Source organism: Pseudomonas sp. GW531-T4 (assembly GCF_017349615.1).
GTDB classification, from domain to species: domain Bacteria; phylum Pseudomonadota; class Gammaproteobacteria; order Pseudomonadales; family Pseudomonadaceae; genus Aquipseudomonas; species Aquipseudomonas chlororaphis_I.
This window is the reverse complement of the sequence record NZ_JACMZT010000015.1, coordinates 84249-101909: the sequence shown is the minus strand read 5'-3', so window position 1 is coordinate 101909 and position 17661 is coordinate 84249. Positions and strand designations below refer to the sequence as shown.

Sequence of the window (17661 nt, the reverse complement as noted above, 5' to 3'; positions counted from 1 at the left end):
AAATAACTGACTTACATCAACAGATCGCGCCCGGTTCAGCGCTTTTTCGGCTTTTTCGGTTTCTTCTTCGGCTTGCCCAAAGGCATTGCCTGCTCGAATGCCTGGCGCACTTCATTCAGGCGCTTTTCCTTCAGGTCATGCACACGCTTGGCACGTTCGGCGTTCAGGTCGATCAGGTTGTCGTCTTGGCTCATGGCGTTGGCTTGCATCATTCAGGTCAATGTCGACCACAGCCTCTATATATAGATAGCGCGGCTGCGGCCCTTGCGGGTTTGCCAATAATGCGGCGTGACGCGGCGGCTGACCAGTGATCGGCAGGTATCGAGCGCAATTAAAGGTGGAGGTCCGCCGTATTTGACCAGCATCGTGCGGATTGCGGCATGTGATGCCTTGCCTCGCCGTTGCAGGCATTCAAGAGCGGTATCTAAACCTCGACGTCGACCCACAGCCCCTGGCGTGGCGCATCCTCGATCAGCGGCACCACCGGCACAGTGTTGTCGGCATTCAACTCGTCCCCGGGCACGGCCAGGTGCAGTTCGGGATCGTTCTCGGCCTCACGCTGGCGTTTGTGCTTTTGTTGCTGGCGCTGCTGTTCTTCGCGCAGCAGCAACGCCGACTGTTCGGCATCGCGCTTTTGCAGGTCGATGGTGCTTTCGTTGGAACTCTGTTGCACCGGCACCACCGGCGGGATATCCGGGCGCGGCCGGATCGGATCCTGCTGGGAGGTCACGGGCACGGCACTCAAGGGCAGCATCGGGGGCAGCATATTATTGGTCTCCTGTCGGCAGGCTGTCGGCTGCTGCGGGGGCGACTTGAGCCATCGGTCGCAAACTTGTGACCCAGTCGTCACCCGATAGTGCCCCGAGCCCCGACAAATGCGCCCGATACGCTACCTTCCAGCGTAGTTGTTTTTGTTAGAGTTCTTTGGCCTGAGGGCGCCGATCCGTTAACATAGTCGGCTTTTTCAAGGCGGGAGTCAGGCAGCATGGCGCAGCAGTATCAACCGGGGCAACGCTGGATTAGTGACAGCGAAGCCGAGCTAGGTCTAGGCACCGTTCTGGCACAGGACGGCCGCTTGCTGACCGTGCTCTATCCGGCCACTGGCGACACTCGCCAGTATGCGCTACGGAATGCGCCCCTCACTCGCGTGAGGTTTTCCCCGGGTGACACCATCACCCACTTCGAAGGCTGGAAGATGACCGTGCGCGAAGTCGACGACGTCGATGGCCTGCTGGTCTACCACGGCCTCAACGGGCAGAACGAAGTCGTCACCCTGCCGGAAACCCAACTCTCGAACTTCATCCAGTTCCGTCTGGCCAGCGACCGTCTGTTCGCCGGGCAGATCGACCCGCTGGCCTGGTTCTCCCTGCGCTACCACACCCTGGAACACACCAGCCGCCAGCTGCAATCGTCGCTGTGGGGCCTGGGTGGCGTACGCGCCCAGCCGATCGCCCACCAGTTGCACATTGCCCGTGAAGTCGCCGACCGTATCGCGCCGCGGGTTCTCCTGGCGGACGAAGTGGGCCTGGGCAAGACCATCGAAGCCGGCCTGGTGATCCATCGCCAGCTGCTGTCGGGCCGCGCCAGCCGCGTGCTGATCCTGGTCCCGGAAAACCTGCAGCACCAGTGGCTGGTGGAAATGCGCCGGCGCTTCAACCTGCAGGTCGCGCTGTTCGACGAAGAACGTTTTATCGAAAGCGATGCCGCCAACCCCTTCGAGGACACCCAACTCGCCCTGGTGGCCCTGGAATGGCTGGTGGAGGACGAGAAGGCCCAGGACGCGCTGTTCGCCGCCGGCTGGGACCTGATGGTGGTCGACGAAGCCCACCACCTGGTATGGCACGAAGACCAGGTCAGCCCGGAATACGCGCTGGTGGAACAGCTGGCCGAGGTGATTCCGGGCGTCCTGCTGCTCACCGCCACCCCGGAACAACTGGGCCAGGACAGCCACTTCGCCCGTCTGCGCCTGCTCGACCCGAACCGTTTCCACGACCTGGCCGCCTTCCGCGCCGAGAGCGAAAACTATCGCCCGGTGGCCGAAGCCGTGCAGGAACTGCTGGATAAAGGACGCCTGTCGCCCGAAGCGCACAAGACCATCCACAACTTCCTCGGCAACGAAGGCGAAGCCCTGCTCGCCGCCGTCAACGAGGGCGACAGCGAGGCCAGCGCGCGCCTGGTGCGCGAGCTGCTGGACCGCCACGGCACCGGCCGCGTGCTGTTCCGCAACACCCGCGCCGCGGTGCAAGGCTTCCCCGAGCGCAAGCTGCACCCCTACCCGCTGCCGTGCCCGGACGAATACCTGGAACTGCCGCTGGGCGAACACGCCGAGCTGTACCCGGAAGTCAGCTTCCAGGCCCAGCCGGACGCCAGCGAAGAAGAGCGCTGGTGGAAATTCGACCCGCGTGTCGAGTGGCTGATCGACCAGCTGAAAATGCTCAAGCGCACCAAGGTCCTGGTGATCTGCGCCCATGCGGAAACCGCCATGGACCTGGAAGACGCCCTGCGTGTGCGTTCCGGCATCCCGGCCACGGTGTTCCACGAAGGCATGAACATCCTCGAGCGCGACCGCGCCGCCGCCTACTTCGCCGACGAAGAGTTCGGCGCCCAGGTACTGATCTGCTCGGAAATCGGCAGTGAAGGTCGCAACTTCCAGTTTGCCCACCACCTGGTGCTGTTCGATCTGCCATCGCACCCGGACCTGCTGGAGCAGCGGATCGGCCGTCTCGACCGGATCGGCCAGAAACACGTGATCGAACTGCATGTGCCGTACCTGGAAACCAGCCCGCAAGAGCGCCTGTTCCAGTGGTACAACGAAGCGCTGAACGCCTTCCTCAATACCTGCCCGACCGGCAACGCCCTGCAGCATCAGTTCGGCCCGCGCCTGCTGCCGCTGCTGGAAGAAGCCGACGACGGCGAGTGGCAAGCGCTGATCGACGAGGCGCGCACCGAGCGCGAACGCCTTGAGGCCGAGCTGCACACCGGTCGCGACCGTCTGTTGGAGCTCAACTCCGGCGGCGCTGGCGAAGGCGACGCGCTGGTGGAAGCGATCCTCGAGCAGGACGATCAGTTCGCCCTGCCGATCTACATGGAAACCCTGTTCGACGCCTTCGGCATCGACAGCGAAGACCATTCGGACAACGCGCTGATCCTCAAGCCAAGCGAAAAAATGCTCGACGCCAGCTTCCCCCTGGGCGACGACGAAGGCGTGACCATCACCTACGACCGCAACCAGGCGCTGTCTCGCGAAGACATGCAGTTCATCACCTGGGAACACCCGATGGTGCAAGGCGGCATGGACCTGGTGCTGTCCGGCTCCATGGGCAACACCGCCGTGGCGCTGATCAAGAACAAGGCGCTGAAACCCGGCACCGTGTTGCTGGAACTGCTGTACGTCAGTGAAGTGGTGGCACCGCGCTCGCTGCAACTGGGCCGCTACCTGCCACCGGCCGCCCTGCGCTGCCTGCTGGACGCCAACGGCAACGACCTGTCGGCGCGCGTCGCCTTCGAGACCCTCAACGACCAGCTGGAAAGCGTGCCACGGGCCAGCGCCAACAAGTTCATCCAGGCCCAGCGCGACCAGCTGACGCCGAAGATCAACGCTGGCGAAGCGAAGATTGCCCCACGTCACGCCGAGCGCGTGGCCGAGGCGCAACGTCGCCTGGCCGCCGACACCGACGAAGAACTGGCGCGCCTGACCGCGTTGCAGGCGGTCAACCCGACCGTGCGCGACAGCGAGCTGGTGGCCCTGCGCCAACAACGCGAACAAGGCCTGGCCATGCTTGAGAAAGCAGCGCTGCGCCTGGAAGCGATCCGGGTACTGGTAGCGGGCTGATTCCCCCTGCTCTCCCGGTAAATGAAAAGGCCCGCACAATGCGGGCCTTTTTTATCGGCTTCTGTAGGAGCGAGGCTTGCCCGCGATGGGGGCAACCCGTTCTATCTGGCACACCGCGTCATCGTTCATCGCGGGCAAGCCTCGCTCCTACAAAGCACTGTTCAGGCGGTCACCGCAGCCCCCGCTGGCGCGGCCGGCACCAACCCGTCCTTCATCCGCTGCGCATCGCGCACGAAGCAGCGCGAGGCCAGGAACAGGAACAGCATGGTCAGCAGCAACGCCACCGGGATCAGGTACATGGCGTCATGCAGGCCAACCGCCTTGAACGCCTCGGTCATCTGCTCAGCCCCGGCGGCGTACATCGCCGCATGGGCAAAGTGATCGGACAGCGCCCCCACCACCACCGGCCCCAGGCCACCGCCCAGCAGGTACAGGCCGGCGAAGAACAGCGCCATGGCCGTGGCGCGCAGACGGGGTTCGACCACATCCTGGATCGCCGTGTAAACGCAGGTATAGAAGTTGTAGGCGAACAGCCAGCCGACACTGAACACCGCGACGAACACCCCGATTTCGATGCGCCCGGCATGCAGGGCCCAGGCGGTGCACAGGGTCGAGATCAGCATGCTGAAGGCGGCGAACAACAACCGACCGTTGGCCACACGCTGGTGAATCTTGTCGGCGACCCAGCCGCCCAGGGTCAGCCCGAACAGGCCGGTCAACCCGACTATCACCCCGGTCGCCACCGCGGCGTCCTGCAACGGCATCAGGAAATAACGCTGCAGCATCGGCACCAGGAACGAGTTGCAGGCGTAGGTGGCGAAGTTGAAGGTCAGCCCGGCCAGCACCAGCCAGAGAAAGGTCGGGATCGCCAGCACCCGGCGGATCGGCCGGTCGACGCGTTCCTGGGAAACCTTGACGGTTTCCGCCGCACCGCGCTTGGGCTCCTTGATGAAGAACATGAACACCGCCAGCAACAGGCCCGGCACCGCGGCGATAAAGAACGGCGCGCGCCAGCTGTCGAAGGCCTTGACCATGGCGCCGATGGTGAAGAACGCCAGCAACAGGCCCAGGGGCAGGCCGAGCATGAAGATGCCCATGGCCCGGGCCCGGCGATGGGCCGGGAACAAGTCGCCGATCAGCGAGTTGGCGGCCGGCGCATAGCTGGCTTCGCCGATGCCGACGCCCATGCGCACGAGCAGGAAACTCCAGAAACTGCCCACCAGGCCGTTGACCGCGGTCAGCCCGCTCCACACCGCCAGGCCCCAGCCCATGAGTTTGCTGCGCGAGCCGGTATCGGCCATGCGCCCCAGGGGCAGGCCGGCAATGGCGTAGACGATGGTGAAGGCGGTGCCGATGATGCCGATCTGGAAGTCGCTCAGGTGCCATTCCATGCGGATCGGCTCGATGATGATGGCCGGAATGGTGCGATCGAAGAAGTTGAACAGGTTAGCCAGGAACAACAGGAACAGAATGCGCCAGGCATTCGCCGCTTGGGTCGAGTTCTGCATGGGTCGGTCTCTTTTATTGTTATTCGGCCAGACGCAACCGAGCCTGGAAGTTGCAATCTAGTCAGCCCCGCCGCGCTTGTCTGTAATGATTCGTAAGGCTGATACCAGGCAATCCGAAGCGCGGGCCGTCGACCGCGCTCGACGACCGCCCGAACAGCGCCAGCGCCCCCGCCTAAACCGCCGCAAGCCCCCGGATACCGGGGCTAAAGCCCGATTTTTCAAGGGCTTGCGCAGGGCCTGAAAAATACCTCGCGCGCCCCCTTCCCAAGGCCGTTGCGAAGCCTAGAATAGCGGCCTTGCTGCCCCCCTCATCAACCTCCTCCCCTTTGAATACGCCCATGTCCGAAGCCAGTCCGTGTCTGAATTGCGGTGCCTGCTGTTCACACTTTCGTGTGTCTTTTTTCTGGGGTGAATGCGCCTCTTCCGGCGGTACGGTCCCCGACGATCTGGTGGCGTCCATCAGCCCCAGCCGGGTCGCCATGCTCGGCACCGATTGCAAGCCGACCCGCTGCACCGCGCTGACCGGCGAGGTCGGCAAGGAAGTCAGCTGTTCGATCTACCACCAGCGCTCCAGCACCTGCCGCGAATTCGAGGCGTCCTGGGAAAATGGCCAACAGAACGTCGATTGCGACGCCGCGCGCGCGGCATTCGGGCTCGCGCCCCTGGAGCCGGCGCTGTACTTCGAACAGAGTGCTTAGCTCGATTGGCTATGAGCTGAATTCCAAAATCATTTAAGTCAATTTGCCACCATCGTTCCCGGCCTCGACTCGGCTTCCTATACTCAGTCCCATTGGCCAGCCACCCAGGGCTGGCCCTGGATGACTCAAGAAACGGGGCATGCGATGGAATGGCTTGGTCTGCATTTTTTTACCGAGCTCCCCGAAGGCGGGCAGGTATTACTCACCTGCAACCACAACCCCGTGCTGGTGATCCTCGCCTATCTGGTGGCCTGCGCCGGCAGCTTCGCCACCCTGGACATGGCCGAACGGGTGCGCCACGTCGACCTGGCGGCGGCCCAGCAACGCTGGCGCTGGGTCGGCGCCTTCTGCCTGGCGGGCGGCATCTGGGCCATGCACTTCATCGGCATGCTGGCACTGCAGATCCCCATCGAAACCCATTACGACCTGCCCATGACCTTGCTGTCGCTGCTGATCGCGGTGATTGCATCCTGGCTGGCGATGAAGACCCTCAGCCATCCCAAGTTGCAGCTATGGCGCTACCTGCTGGCGTCGATCTGGATCGGCCTGGGCATCTGCGCCATGCACTATGTCGGCATGGCGGCCATGCGCTCGCCAGCCACGGCCTACTACCAGCCCGACCTGTTCGGCCTGTCGATTGCCATCGCCATCAGCGCGAGCCTGGTCGCCCTGCTCTTGTCCCGCTACCTGAGCAACGGCAGCGGCGTGCTCCACCAGTTGCTCAAATACGCGGCCAGCCTGCTGCTGGGGGGCGGCATAGTCGCCATGCATTTCACCGGCATGTGGGCGTTGAAACTGGTGCTGCCGGCGACGGGCACACCCTCCATCGCGGTGGACGACAACCCCTTGCAACTGGGCCTGACCATCGCCGTCATCGCCCTGTTGATCATTGGCAGCAGCATCAGCGCGGCCTTGGCGGACAAGAAACTCCAGCACAAGGAACAGGACCTGCGCCGGGTCAACACCCTGCTGAGCCAACTGGACCAGGCCCGGGTGGCGCTGCAACAGGTGGCGCACTACGACTCCCTGACCAACCTCATCAATCGTCGCGGCTTCAACCAGCTGTTCGCCGAAAAGCTCATTGAAAAGACCGTGCAGGGCGGCATGCTCGCGGTGATGTTCCTCGACATCGATCACTTCAAGCGGATCAACGACAGCCTCGGCCACGATGCCGGCGACGAACTGTTGAAGGTGATTGCCGGCCATATCAAAAGCTCCACCCGCAGCCATCAAGACGTAGTGGCGCGTTTCGGCGGAGACGAGTCCTGCATCCTCATGAGCTTGAGCGACCGCGACGAAGCCCAGCACATGGCGCAACGCATCATGAGCAAGATGAAGGAACCCATCGAGCTGGCAGGAAGGCGCATGGTGATGACCACCAGCATCGGCATCAGCGTCTTTCCCGACGACGGCAAGACCAGCGAAGAGCTGCTCAAGCATGCCGACCTGGCGCTCTATCAATCCAAGGGCAGCGGTCGCAACAGCCTGCATTTCTTCAGCACCAACCTGAAGACCAAGGCGAGCCTGGAACTGCAACTGGAGGAAGAACTGCGCAATGCCCTGCGCAACGAAGCCGGCTTGACCCTGTATTACCAGCCCATCTACGACCTGGGCAGCCGCAAGGTCAGCAAGCTTGAAGCGCTGGTGCGCTGGCGGCATCCGTTGCACGGGCTGCTGGCCCCGGATCGCTTCATCGGGATCGCCGAAGCCAACGGGCTGATTGCCGAACTGGACAACTGGGTCCTGCGCAAGGCCTGCGAGGACCTGGCCGCCCTGTCCCGCCACGGCTTTGCCGAGCTGAAAATCGCGGTGAACTGCTCGGCCCTGAACCTGGCCCGGGAGGAGTTGGCCGAAGAGATCGCCAACGCCCTGGGCAGCGCCGGTGTCGCGCCCCAGCGCCTGGAACTGGAAGTCACGGAAAACGCCCTGATGGGCAACATCGACAGCACCGTGGCCCTGTTGCGGCAGATCCGCAATCTCGGGGTGTCGCTGTCGATCGATGACTTCGGCACCGGTTACTCGTCCCTCGCCTACCTCAAGCGCCTGCCGCTCAACACCCTGAAAATCGACCGTTCGTTCATCCAGGACGTGCCCCAGTCGACCCAGGACAAGGAGATCGTCCAGGCGATCATCGTCATGGCCCATACCCTGCACTTGCAGGTGGTGACCGAAGGCGTCGAGAGCGTGCAGCAGTACGAGTTCCTCGCCCAATACGGCTGCGACTTCATCCAGGGTTACCTGCTCAGCCGCGCAATACCCCTGGAAGAGTTGCCCGGGGTGATCGACGAGATCGAGCAGCGCATGCGACCCGCCGTCGCCGCGGTCAGCCCTCTGACGCCGGTTCGCGATACAGGCGGACCAGGGTCGCGGGATCCTGCTCCAGATAGCCCTGGCCGCCATGCAGGCGCATCAGTTGTGCAGCCAATCCGCTGATCGGCGTGGCCGAGCCCTGTTCACGGGAGAACTTCACCGCACCGTCCAGATCCTTGAGCAGGGTGCGTACATGCCATTTGATCGGTTCGAAGCGGCTCTCGGCCATCTGCGGGGCGAGGATCTGCAGCGGCCTGGAATCGGCGAAACCACCGGCCAGCGCCTCGGCCAGCAATGACGCATCGACCCCGGAACGCTCGGCCAGCGCCACCACTTCGGCGATCACCAGCGCATTGCAGGCGACGATCATCTGGTTGCAGGCCTTGGTCACCTGGCCGGCGCCGACACCGCCCATATGAGTCACCCGTTGCCCCAGGTTGAGCAGGACCGGGCGTACCCTTTCGATATCCGCCGCCTCGCCACCGACCATGATCGCCAGGCTGCCAGCCTCGGCACCGGGCGTGCCGCCGGACACCGGGGCATCGACCCAGCCCATGCCGGTCGTGCTCGCCAGCTGCACGGCCATTTCCCGGGTGGCGGTCGGCTCCAGGCTGGAGAGGTCCACCAGCAACTGGCCGGCCCGGGCTCCCTGGGCAATGCCCTCGGCACCGAACACCACCTCGCGCACCACCTCGGTGTTGGCCAGGCACAGCAGCACCAGGTCCGCCGCCTCGCACAACCGGGCCGGGGTCTCGGCCAGTCGCGCGCCAGCCTCCAGCAGCGGCGCGCATTTTTCCCGGTTGCGATTCCACACCACCAGGGGATAACCCGCCGCCAGCAGACGGCGACACATGGGCAAGCCCATCAGGCCAATACCGGCAAACCCGAGGGTGGGTAACGTTGCCATCATCTTGCCTCCTTTTGATTAAAGATCACCGAAAACTGGCCGATTTATCTGAACTTAGGAAAGGATTCCCCCTAGCGGCCATCAGACTTATCCCTATCGCTGGGGCCAATATCGCACTGTAAAGTCGCGAGATCCCACTTGATGGCTCTTTGATATCTTGTCACCGAGCCGACCAGTCCAGGCACACGGCGCACAATGACTTCTAAAAACAATTCTGCCAACGCAGTATCCGAACTGACGCTGACCCCGGGCAGCCAGAGCTTTTCAGAGTCGAAGCCATTGTCCAGCTCGCGCCCACAGGCGCCCCAGCAATACCTCTACTTCACCGAAACCAACACCGACCGCATCCTCGACAACCTCGACGGCCTGCGCGACTCGGTATTCCCGCGCCCGCCGCACCTGGAAGACGAGCTCGAAGCGCGCCGCGAGCAGGAGTTCCCCTCGGTCTGCCTGATCGGCCTGGGCCGCTGCGGGTCGAACATCGCCCTGGATGTGGCGGAGCTGGTGTACAACGCCCGCAAGTTCTACCTCAACGAGTTCAACAACGACGACAAGGCCTATGCCGACAAGGGCTACAGCCCCGCCCAGTGGATCCGCCACAACCTGCGCCTGGGCCAGAACAAGGCGAGCAAACCGGTGTTCCTGGTCGAGCCACTGGTGATGCTGGGCGATCTGGACAAGGACATCGCCGGGCGCATCCGCTTCTCGCGCAAGGGCGAAAAAAGCGGCTTCATCCGCGACTACAGCAAGATGAAGATCATGGACCTCTCGGAAGTCCACGCCGGTGGCGCCGGTAACGCGCCGATCCTCGGCCAGTACCTGGCCAAGATCATCCTCAACAAGGACACCCAGCGTTTCTCCAGCCCCGACTGGAAAATGATCCACTCGTACCTGATCGACTCCTGCGGCATCAAGGCCAACCAGTCGCGCCTGTACTTCTCGATCTTCAGCGCCGGCGGCGGTACCGGTTCGGGCATGGCCTCGGAGTTCGGCCTGGCCCAGCAGTACTCGTACATGAACAAGACGTTCGACACCAAGCCGATCGACGAACACGACAGCAAGAGCGGCCACTCCTTCGTCTTCGAGCCGATCTTCACCAGCGGTATCTGCGTACTGCCGAATATCTCCGATCACCGCAGCGAAATGTCCGAAGCCTTGCACATCAACGCCGGACGCCTGCTGTGCAAATACCTGTCGGAAGAATGGGACTTCTCCTACAACTTCGATAACGAAGACAGCAGCGAAGCCAGCGTCATGGGGCGTATCCGCCCATGGAACGCGATGATGCTGATTTCCAACGACATCATGCGTTATGCCGAAGAAAGCGATGACGGCAACATCCAGAACATCGACGTCAACGCCATGGAGAAGCACGCCAACCAGTACATCTCCCAGCAGATCTTCAACATCCTCACCGCCCAGGCGGTGACCACCGACTACGACCAGAACTATTTCCGCCGCGCCGGCATCGACATCGGCGAGACCATCCGCCTGGATGCCAACGACCTGTTCATGAGCCTGGCCGGCCCGGTGGCGATCGCCTATGCCGAGTCCGTGGTCCCGGAAACCCCGGTGCCGACCGGCGACAAGTTCAAGGTGTTCGAGAAAGAGCCGCAGCGCCTGAACATCGACGACCTGTTCTTCCGCTCCATCGACCTGCCGCACTTCAACAAGGTGACCCAGGCCATCGAGGGCATCAGCCTGCTGCCGATCGAGTCCAAGCGTTATCGCGCGGCGCTGGAGCAATACAAGGCTTCCGGTTATGACGCGGCCGCGCTGCACGACCTGCACTTCTTCAAGAACTGCTCGTCGGTGGTGTCGATCGTCTCCCTGCCGAAGGACTACAAGCTGTCGTACATGGACCTGAACCGGCTCAAGACTCACCTCAACAGCCTGTTCCCCAACACCACCCTCAAGCGTTACGCGCTGGTGATCGGCGCCTCGGCCAACCTCTCGCTGACCACCCTGATCGCCAAGAGCCCGTGCCTGTCGGACGACTTCCTGACCCTGATCGTGGCCTTTATCAAGCGTTGCTTCGCCCGCAACCCGTACCGCTTCGACGAGACCCTGGACAACTCGATCCTCGATTTCATCGTCAGCGAACAGTTCGATGAAAGCCGCATCGACGAGTTGCTCAACGAGTTCGAGAACCCGGCGAAGATCCTCGATACCAACTGGTACGCGATCAAGCCGATGTACGAGAAGAAGTACCGCGAGCTGATCAACGACAAGGACAAGTTCGTCTCGATCAACGACATCCGCCTGTCCCGCGATTGCGTGAAGAAAGCCATCAAGTACCTGCGCGAGATCTATCGTCACCGCATCGGCAAGACCAAGGTCATCTCGCTGAACAACCACACGGGCAGGACAGCGTACTAACAGCTGCCCGTTCTCTTCTGTAGGAGCAGCCGGTCGACGCTCGATTGCTAGCGATCAGCGGCATCAAGCTCAAGCGATGTCGACTGGTAGGACGCCATCGCGAGCAAGCTTCGCTCCTACAGGGGAAATGGCGTTTTACAGGGAAGTGGCGTTAATACCCGGAAACAATCAGGCCGCCCTTAGGCGGCCTTGAAAACTGTTCCCATTCCGCTTACGTCACCGTCAGCCTGAAACGGGTGGGGCCTTTCTCCACGGGCAACTTGCCATCACCGTGATCGCGGTTACTCGGCTACACACTTCCAGCCGGAAAAACCAGGCACCCTTTTGGTGCTCAACCTTCGGCCGGCGCCCTTTCCTGGACCAGAATCCACGGCGAAACCACCACTGCCCACAGCAGTGGATCACGCTCCACCAGATCCAGCGCCCGCGTCGCAGACACCTTGCCCACCTTCTCGGCGGCCAGCCAGGCAGAGACTTTCTCGGCCTGGTTCTCGGCCATGGCCTCGGCTGCCTCGATCAAATCCAGGCCGGCGTCGACCCACAATAGGGCACCCTTGGCGAAGAACGGCTCCAGCTCCTTCCAGGTAATAGATGCGGTTTCACCAAGCAGCTTGGCATAGAGGGTGCTAGGTTCTTGAGTCATGGGCCTGTCCCGAAAAGAAATCGGCGCAATGATAACGTCGGTGCTCTGGCAGACAAACCCGGTTGCAATTGCGTCAACGATAGAGAAGTGCAGGAGAGCCAAGGATTGCTCGCTGAATACGGTCAAAACCCCGCCGCGATTCTGTCTTTTTCTTTCAATAAAGCGACACCCCCTGATTTTGCCCCCTGGCGCCAGCTTCCCAGGCTAACAATCGGCGCTCTACACTGTACCGGTACAGTTGCCGGGGGCATTTTCCGGGGATATCCAAGAGATATCTGACCCGGTTCTGCTGCTACGGCGCCAGGACTATAAAAATTACAACAGTAAGAGTGGAGCACTATGAATAAGGCTACTAAGCAGATTTCCAAACTGTTTGCCGCTATGGTTCTGGCCGGAGTCGCCAGCCATTCGTTCGCAGCTGACACCATCAAGATCGGCATCGCCGGCCCCAAGACCGGCCCTGTAGCCCAGTACGGCGACATGCAGTTCAGTGGCGCGAAAATGGCCATCGAACAAATCAACGCCAAGGGCGGCGTCGATGGCAAGCAGCTCCAGGCCGTCGAATACGATGATGCCTGCGACCCGAAACAAGCCGTCGCCGTAGCCAACAAAGTCGTCAACGACGGCGTCAAGTTCGTGATCGGTCACCTGTGCTCCAGCTCCACTCAACCGGCTTCGGACATCTACGAAGACGAAGGCGTGGTCATGATCACCCCCGCCGCCACCAGCCCGGACATCACCACCCGTGGTTACAAGATGGTGTTCCGCACCATCGGCCTGGACAGCGCCCAGGGCCCTGCCGCCGGCAACTACATCGCCGACCACGTGAAACCGAAAATCGTTGCCGTACTGCACGACAAGCAGCAATACGGTGAAGGCATCGCCACCGCCGTTAAACAGACCCTCGAGAAGAAAGGCACCAAGGTTGCCGTGTTCGAAGGCATCAACGCCGGCGACAAGGACTTCTCCTCGATGATCGCCAAGCTCAAGCAAGCCAACGTCGACTTCGTCTACTACGGCGGCTACCACCCGGAGCTGGGCCTGATCCTGCGCCAGGCCCAGGAAAAAGGCCTGAAGGCCAAGTTCATGGGCCCGGAAGGCGTGGGTAACGACTCCATTTCGCAGATCGCCAAGGACGCTTCCGAAGGCCTGCTGGTGACCCTGCCGAAATCCTTCGACCAGGATCCGGCCAACGTGGCCCTGGCGGATGCGTTCAAGGCCAAGAAAGAAGACCCGAGCGGTCCGTTCGTGTTCCCTTCCTACTCCGCGGTTGAAGTCATTGCCGGCGGTATCACCGCCGCCAAGAGCGAAGACCCGACCAAGGTGGCCGAAGCCATCCACGCCGGTACTTTCAAGACCCCGACCGGCGACCTGAGCTTCGACGCCAAGGGCGACCTGAAAGACTTCAAGTTCGTGGTCTACCAGTGGCACTTCGGCAAACCTAAAACCGAAGTCTCGCCTCAATAAGGCCCTGTCTGACTGACTGCCAATAAAGCCCACGGCGTGCCGTGGGCTTTGTTTTACGAACGTATTGGGCCTGTTTTCCGTGATCCGGAAGCCCGCCCACCTGAAAATCTCAAAACCGTCATCAGCGGTTCGCTGGCAAAACCTGACCCGAAGTGGATGCAGATCCACGGGGCGCAGGCGGGAAAATGACTCCACCAGTGAAATGCGTATCAGGTTTTTAGGAGCGCTGTAATGCCTGACCTCTATCACTTTTTCCAACAGCTGGTTAACGGTCTCACCGTTGGCAGCACGTATGCCCTGATCGCCATCGGCTATACGATGGTTTACGGCATCATTGGAATGATCAACTTCGCCCACGGCGAGGTGTACATGATCGGTTCCTATGTGGCGTTCATCGCCATCGCGGGCCTGACCATGATGGGACTCGACAGTGTCCCGCTGTTGATGACCGCGGCCTTCATCGCGACCATCGTCGTTACCAGTGCCTACGGCTACAGCATCGAACGGATCGCCTACCGCCCCCTGCGCGGCAGCAACCGTCTGATCCCGCTGATCTCGGCCATCGGCATGTCGATCTTCCTGCAGAACACGGTTCTGCTGGCGCAGGACTCCAAGGACAAATCCATCCCCAACCTGATCCCGGGCAACTTCTCCATCGGGCCAGGTGGCGCACATGAAGTGCTGATCTCCTACATGCAAATCGTGGTGTTCGTGGTGACCCTGATCGCCATGCTCGGCCTGACCCTGTTCATCTCCCGTTCCCGCCTGGGCCGCGCCTGCCGTGCCTGCGCCGAGGACATCAAGATGGCCAACCTGCTGGGTATCAACACCAACAACATCATCGCCCTGACCTTCGTGATCGGTGCCGCGCTGGCGGCGATCGCGGCCGTGCTGCTGAGCATGCAATACGGCGTGATCAACCCCAACGCCGGCTTCCTGGTCGGTCTCAAGGCCTTCACCGCCGCGGTACTGGGCGGCATCGGCAGCATTCCGGGCGCCATGCTGGGCGGCCTGGTACTTGGGGTGGCGGAAGCCTTCGGTGCCGATATCTTCGGCGACCAGTACAAGGACGTCGTGGCGTTCGGCCTGCTGGTTCTGGTGTTGTTGTTCCGGCCAACCGGCCTGCTGGGCCGTCCGGAGGTTGAGAAAGTATGACTAGGAATCTTCGACAGGCGTTCTTCAGCGCCTTGCTGGTGTGGGCTGTCGCCTACCCGATACTCGGTTTGAAACTGACCATCGTCGGCATCAACCTGGAAGTCCATGGCACCAGCCCCACCACGCTGACCATCATCGCCCTGTGTTCGGTACTGATGTTCCTGCGGGTGCTGTTCGACCATCAGATCAGCGCGGCCTGGAAGTCCTCGCCCAACATGCCGGTGATCCCGGCCAAGGCCAGTAACTTCCTGACCCTGCCGACCACCCAGCGCTGGATCATCATTGCGCTGATCATCGGTGCGTTTATCTGGCCGTTCTTCGGCTCCCGCGGCGCGGTGGACATCGCCACCCTGGTGCTGATCTACGTGATGCTCGGCCTGGGCCTGAACATCGTGGTCGGCCTGGCCGGCCTGCTGGACCTGGGGTACGTCGGCTTCTACGCCGTGGGCGCCTACAGCTACGCGCTGCTGTCGCACTACTACGGGTTGAGCTTCTGGATCTGCCTGCCTATCGCCGGCCTGATGGCGGCCACCTTCGGCTTCCTGCTGGGCTTCCCGGTATTGCGCCTGCGCGGTGACTACCTGGCGATCGTGACCCTGGGCTTCGGTGAAATCATCCGCCTGTTCCTGCGCAACCTGACCGACCTCACCGGTGGTCCGAACGGTATCAGCAACATCGATAAACCGACGTTCTTCGGCCTGTCCTTCGAACGCCGGGCCGCCGAGGGCCTGCAGACCTTCCACGAGTACTTCGGCATCGAATACAACTCGATCAACAAGGTGATCTTCCTTTACCTGGTCGCGCTGTTGCTGGCGCTGTTTGCCCTGTTCGTCATCAACCGCTTGCTGCGCATGCCCCTGGGGCGTGCCTGGGAAGCCCTGCGTGAAGACGAAATCGCCTGCCGCGCACTGGGCCTGAACCCGACCGTGATCAAGCTGTCGGCCTTCACCCTGGGTGCCTGCTTCGCCGGTTTCGCCGGCAGCTTCTTCGCCGCGCGCCAGGGCCTGGTGACGCCGGAGTCCTTCACCTTCATCGAGTCCGCGACCATCCTCGCCATCGTGGTATTGGGCGGCATGGGTTCGCAGTTGGGCGTGGTCCTCGCGGCCACCGTGATGATCCTGCTGCCTGAACTGATGCGTGAATTCAGCGAATACCGCATGTTGATGTTCGGCGCCATGATGGTGCTGATGATGATCTGGCGTCCTCAAGGACTGCTGCCCATGCAACGTCCCGTCCTGCAACTGAAAGCGGAGCCGCGCAAATGAGCCGTGAGATCCTCAAAGTAACGGGCCTGAGCATGCGCTTTGGCGGCCTGCTGGCGGTCAACGGCGTAGCCCTGACCGTCAAAGAAAAACAGGTGGTGTCGATGATCGGCCCGAACGGCGCCGGCAAGACCACGGTGTTCAACTGCCTGACCGGTTTCTACCAGCCCACCGCCGGCAGCATCCTGCTGGACGGCGAGCCGATCCAGGGGCTGCCCGGCCACAAGATCGCCCTCAAGGGTGTGGTACGCACCTTCCAGAACGTGCGGCTGTTCAAGGACATGACCGCGGTCGAGAACCTGTTGATCGCCCAGCACCGTCACCTGAACACCAACTTCCTGGCCGGCCTGTTCAAGACCCCGGGGTTCCGCAAGAGCGAGCGCGAGGCCATGGAATACGCCGAGTACTGGCTGGAAAAGGTCAACCTCAAGGAGTTCGCCAACCGTCCCGCCGGCACCCTGGCCTACGGTCAGCAACGCCGCCTGGAAATCGCCCGCTGCATGATGACCCGTCCGCGGATCCTCATGCTCGACGAACCGGCCGCCGGCCTCAACCCGCGGGAAACCGAGGACCTCAAGGCGCTGATCGGCGTGCTGCGCGAAGAGCACAACGCCACGGTGCTGCTGATCGAACACGACATGAAGCTGGTCATGAGCATTTCCGACCACATCGTCGTGATCAACCAGGGCACGCCCCTGGCCGACGGCACGCCAGAACAGATCCGCGACAATCCCGAAGTGATCAAAGCCTACCTGGGGGAAGCGTAAATGCTGCAGTTCGAAAACGTTTCCACCTTCTACGGCAAGATCCAGGCGCTGCACAGCGTCAACGTCGAGATCCGCCAGGGCGAGATCGTCACCTTGATCGGCGCCAACGGCGCCGGCAAATCCACCCTGCTGATGACCCTCTGCGGTTCGCCGCAGGCCCACAGCGGCAGCATCCGTTACCTGGGTGAAGAGTTGGTGGGGCAGACCTCCGCGCAGATCATGCGCAAGAGCATTGCCGTGGTGCCGGAAGGTCGTCGGGTATTCGCCCGCCTGACCGTGGAGGAGAACCTCGCCATGGGCGGGTTCTTCACCGAAAAGGGCGATTACCAGGAGCAGATGGACAAGGTCCTGGGCCTGTTCCCGCGCCTCAAGGAACGCTTCAACCAGCGCGGCGGCACCATGTCCGGCGGCGAACAGCAGATGCTCGCCATCGGCCGCGCGCTGATGAGCAAGCCCAAGCTGTTGCTGCTCGACGAACCGTCCCTGGGCCTGGCGCCGATCATCATCCAGCAGATCTTCGACATCATCGAACAGCTGCGCCGTGACGGCGTGACGGTGTTCCTGGTGGAGCAGAACGCCAACCAGGCGCTGAAGATCGCCGACCGAGCCTATGTCCTGGAAAACGGCCGGGTGGTGATGCAAGGCACCGGCGAAGCCCTGCTGACCGACCCCAAGGTGCGCGAAGCCTATCTGGGCGGCTGAACACCTGCTGCAACAAAGAACGGCCCTTCGG

General features: G+C 62.1%; 14 protein-coding genes. 9 read left to right on the top strand and 5 right to left on the bottom strand.

The window, feature by feature from the left end:
* Positions 1 to 35: 35 nt before the first annotated feature.
* Together J4D28_RS14595 and J4D28_RS14590 are read right to left on the bottom strand one after the other, a co-directional pair.
* The gene (locus J4D28_RS14595) at positions 36 to 194 is read right to left on the bottom strand and encodes a hypothetical protein (protein WP_023968072.1); all 159 of its coding nucleotides are present in this window, start codon (positions 192 to 194) and stop codon (positions 36 to 38) included.
* A gap of 230 nt (positions 195 to 424) precedes the next feature.
* Positions 425 to 766 carry a hypothetical protein gene (locus J4D28_RS14590; protein ID WP_009047394.1) on the bottom strand — a complete coding sequence of 114 codons (342 nt, stop codon included), beginning with the start codon at positions 764 to 766 and terminating at the stop codon, positions 425 to 427.
* A gap of 219 nt (positions 767 to 985) precedes the next feature.
* Here J4D28_RS14590 and rapA point away from each other — a divergent pair, with 219 nt between their 5' ends.
* Positions 986 to 3832, top strand: coding sequence for an RNA polymerase-associated protein RapA (gene rapA / locus J4D28_RS14585; RefSeq protein ID WP_103331131.1), 2847 nt, complete (start codon positions 986 to 988; stop codon positions 3830 to 3832).
* 161 nt (positions 3833 to 3993) lie between these two features.
* Here rapA and J4D28_RS14580 read toward each other — a convergent pair whose 3' ends face one another.
* On the bottom strand, positions 3994 to 5340 hold the full coding sequence (locus J4D28_RS14580; RefSeq protein WP_009047392.1) for an MFS transporter: 1347 nt from the start codon (positions 5338 to 5340) through the stop codon (positions 3994 to 3996).
* 338 nt (positions 5341 to 5678) lie between these two features.
* On the opposite strand from J4D28_RS14580, the gene J4D28_RS14575 reads away from it, so the two are divergent.
* A complete protein-coding gene (locus tag J4D28_RS14575; RefSeq protein ID WP_016702058.1) occupies positions 5679 to 6038 on the top strand; it encodes a YkgJ family cysteine cluster protein in 360 nt (119 codons plus the stop codon).
* 144 nt (positions 6039 to 6182) lie between these two features.
* The gene (locus J4D28_RS14570; protein WP_103331130.1) at positions 6183 to 8471 is read left to right on the top strand and encodes a bifunctional diguanylate cyclase/phosphodiesterase; all 2289 of its coding nucleotides are present in this window, start codon (positions 6183 to 6185) and stop codon (positions 8469 to 8471) included.
* Here the strand turns inward: J4D28_RS14570 and J4D28_RS14565 are convergent.
* Complete coding sequence (locus J4D28_RS14565) at positions 8362 to 9258, bottom strand: NAD(P)-dependent oxidoreductase (RefSeq protein WP_101281920.1); 897 nt, start codon at positions 9256 to 9258, stop codon at positions 8362 to 8364. The two genes, J4D28_RS14570 and J4D28_RS14565, sit on opposite strands and share 110 nt — an antisense overlap.
* 192 nt (positions 9259 to 9450) lie before the next feature.
* Here J4D28_RS14565 and J4D28_RS14560 point away from each other — a divergent pair, with 192 nt between their 5' ends.
* Positions 9451 to 11634, top strand: a complete 2184-nt coding sequence (locus tag J4D28_RS14560; RefSeq protein WP_009047389.1) for a hypothetical protein — start codon at positions 9451 to 9453, stop codon at positions 11632 to 11634.
* Between the two features lie 331 nt (positions 11635 to 11965).
* Here the strand turns inward: J4D28_RS14560 and J4D28_RS14555 are convergent, their stop codons facing one another.
* Positions 11966 to 12277, bottom strand: a complete 312-nt coding sequence (locus J4D28_RS14555) for a DUF2288 domain-containing protein (protein WP_009047388.1) — start codon at positions 12275 to 12277, stop codon at positions 11966 to 11968.
* A gap of 339 nt (positions 12278 to 12616) precedes the next feature.
* Between J4D28_RS14555 and J4D28_RS14550 the strand changes: the two genes are divergently transcribed.
* The 5 genes from J4D28_RS14550 to J4D28_RS14530 all read left to right on the top strand — a co-directional run bounded on the left by J4D28_RS14550 (position 12617) and on the right by J4D28_RS14530 (position 17630).
* Positions 12617 to 13744, top strand: coding sequence for a branched-chain amino acid ABC transporter substrate-binding protein (locus J4D28_RS14550; protein WP_009047387.1), 1128 nt, complete (start codon positions 12617 to 12619; stop codon positions 13742 to 13744).
* Between the two features lie 231 nt (positions 13745 to 13975).
* Entirely contained in the window at positions 13976 to 14899 is a 924-nt protein-coding gene (gene livH / locus J4D28_RS14545; protein WP_007926616.1) for a high-affinity branched-chain amino acid ABC transporter permease LivH, read from the top strand.
* Positions 14896 to 16164, top strand: coding sequence for a high-affinity branched-chain amino acid ABC transporter permease LivM (locus tag J4D28_RS14540; protein WP_009047386.1), 1269 nt, complete (start codon positions 14896 to 14898; stop codon positions 16162 to 16164). The genes livH and J4D28_RS14540 overlap by 4 nt, the downstream gene beginning before the upstream one ends.
* On the top strand, positions 16161 to 16928 hold the full coding sequence (gene livG / locus J4D28_RS14535) for a high-affinity branched-chain amino acid ABC transporter ATP-binding protein LivG (protein ID WP_009047385.1): 768 nt from the start codon (positions 16161 to 16163) through the stop codon (positions 16926 to 16928). Before J4D28_RS14540 ends, livG begins: the two co-directional genes overlap by 4 nt.
* Positions 16929 to 17630 carry an ABC transporter ATP-binding protein gene (locus tag J4D28_RS14530; protein ID WP_103331129.1) on the top strand — a complete coding sequence of 234 codons (702 nt, stop codon included), beginning with the start codon at positions 16929 to 16931 and terminating at the stop codon, positions 17628 to 17630.
* The last annotated feature ends 31 nt before the right edge of the window (positions 17631 to 17661 follow it).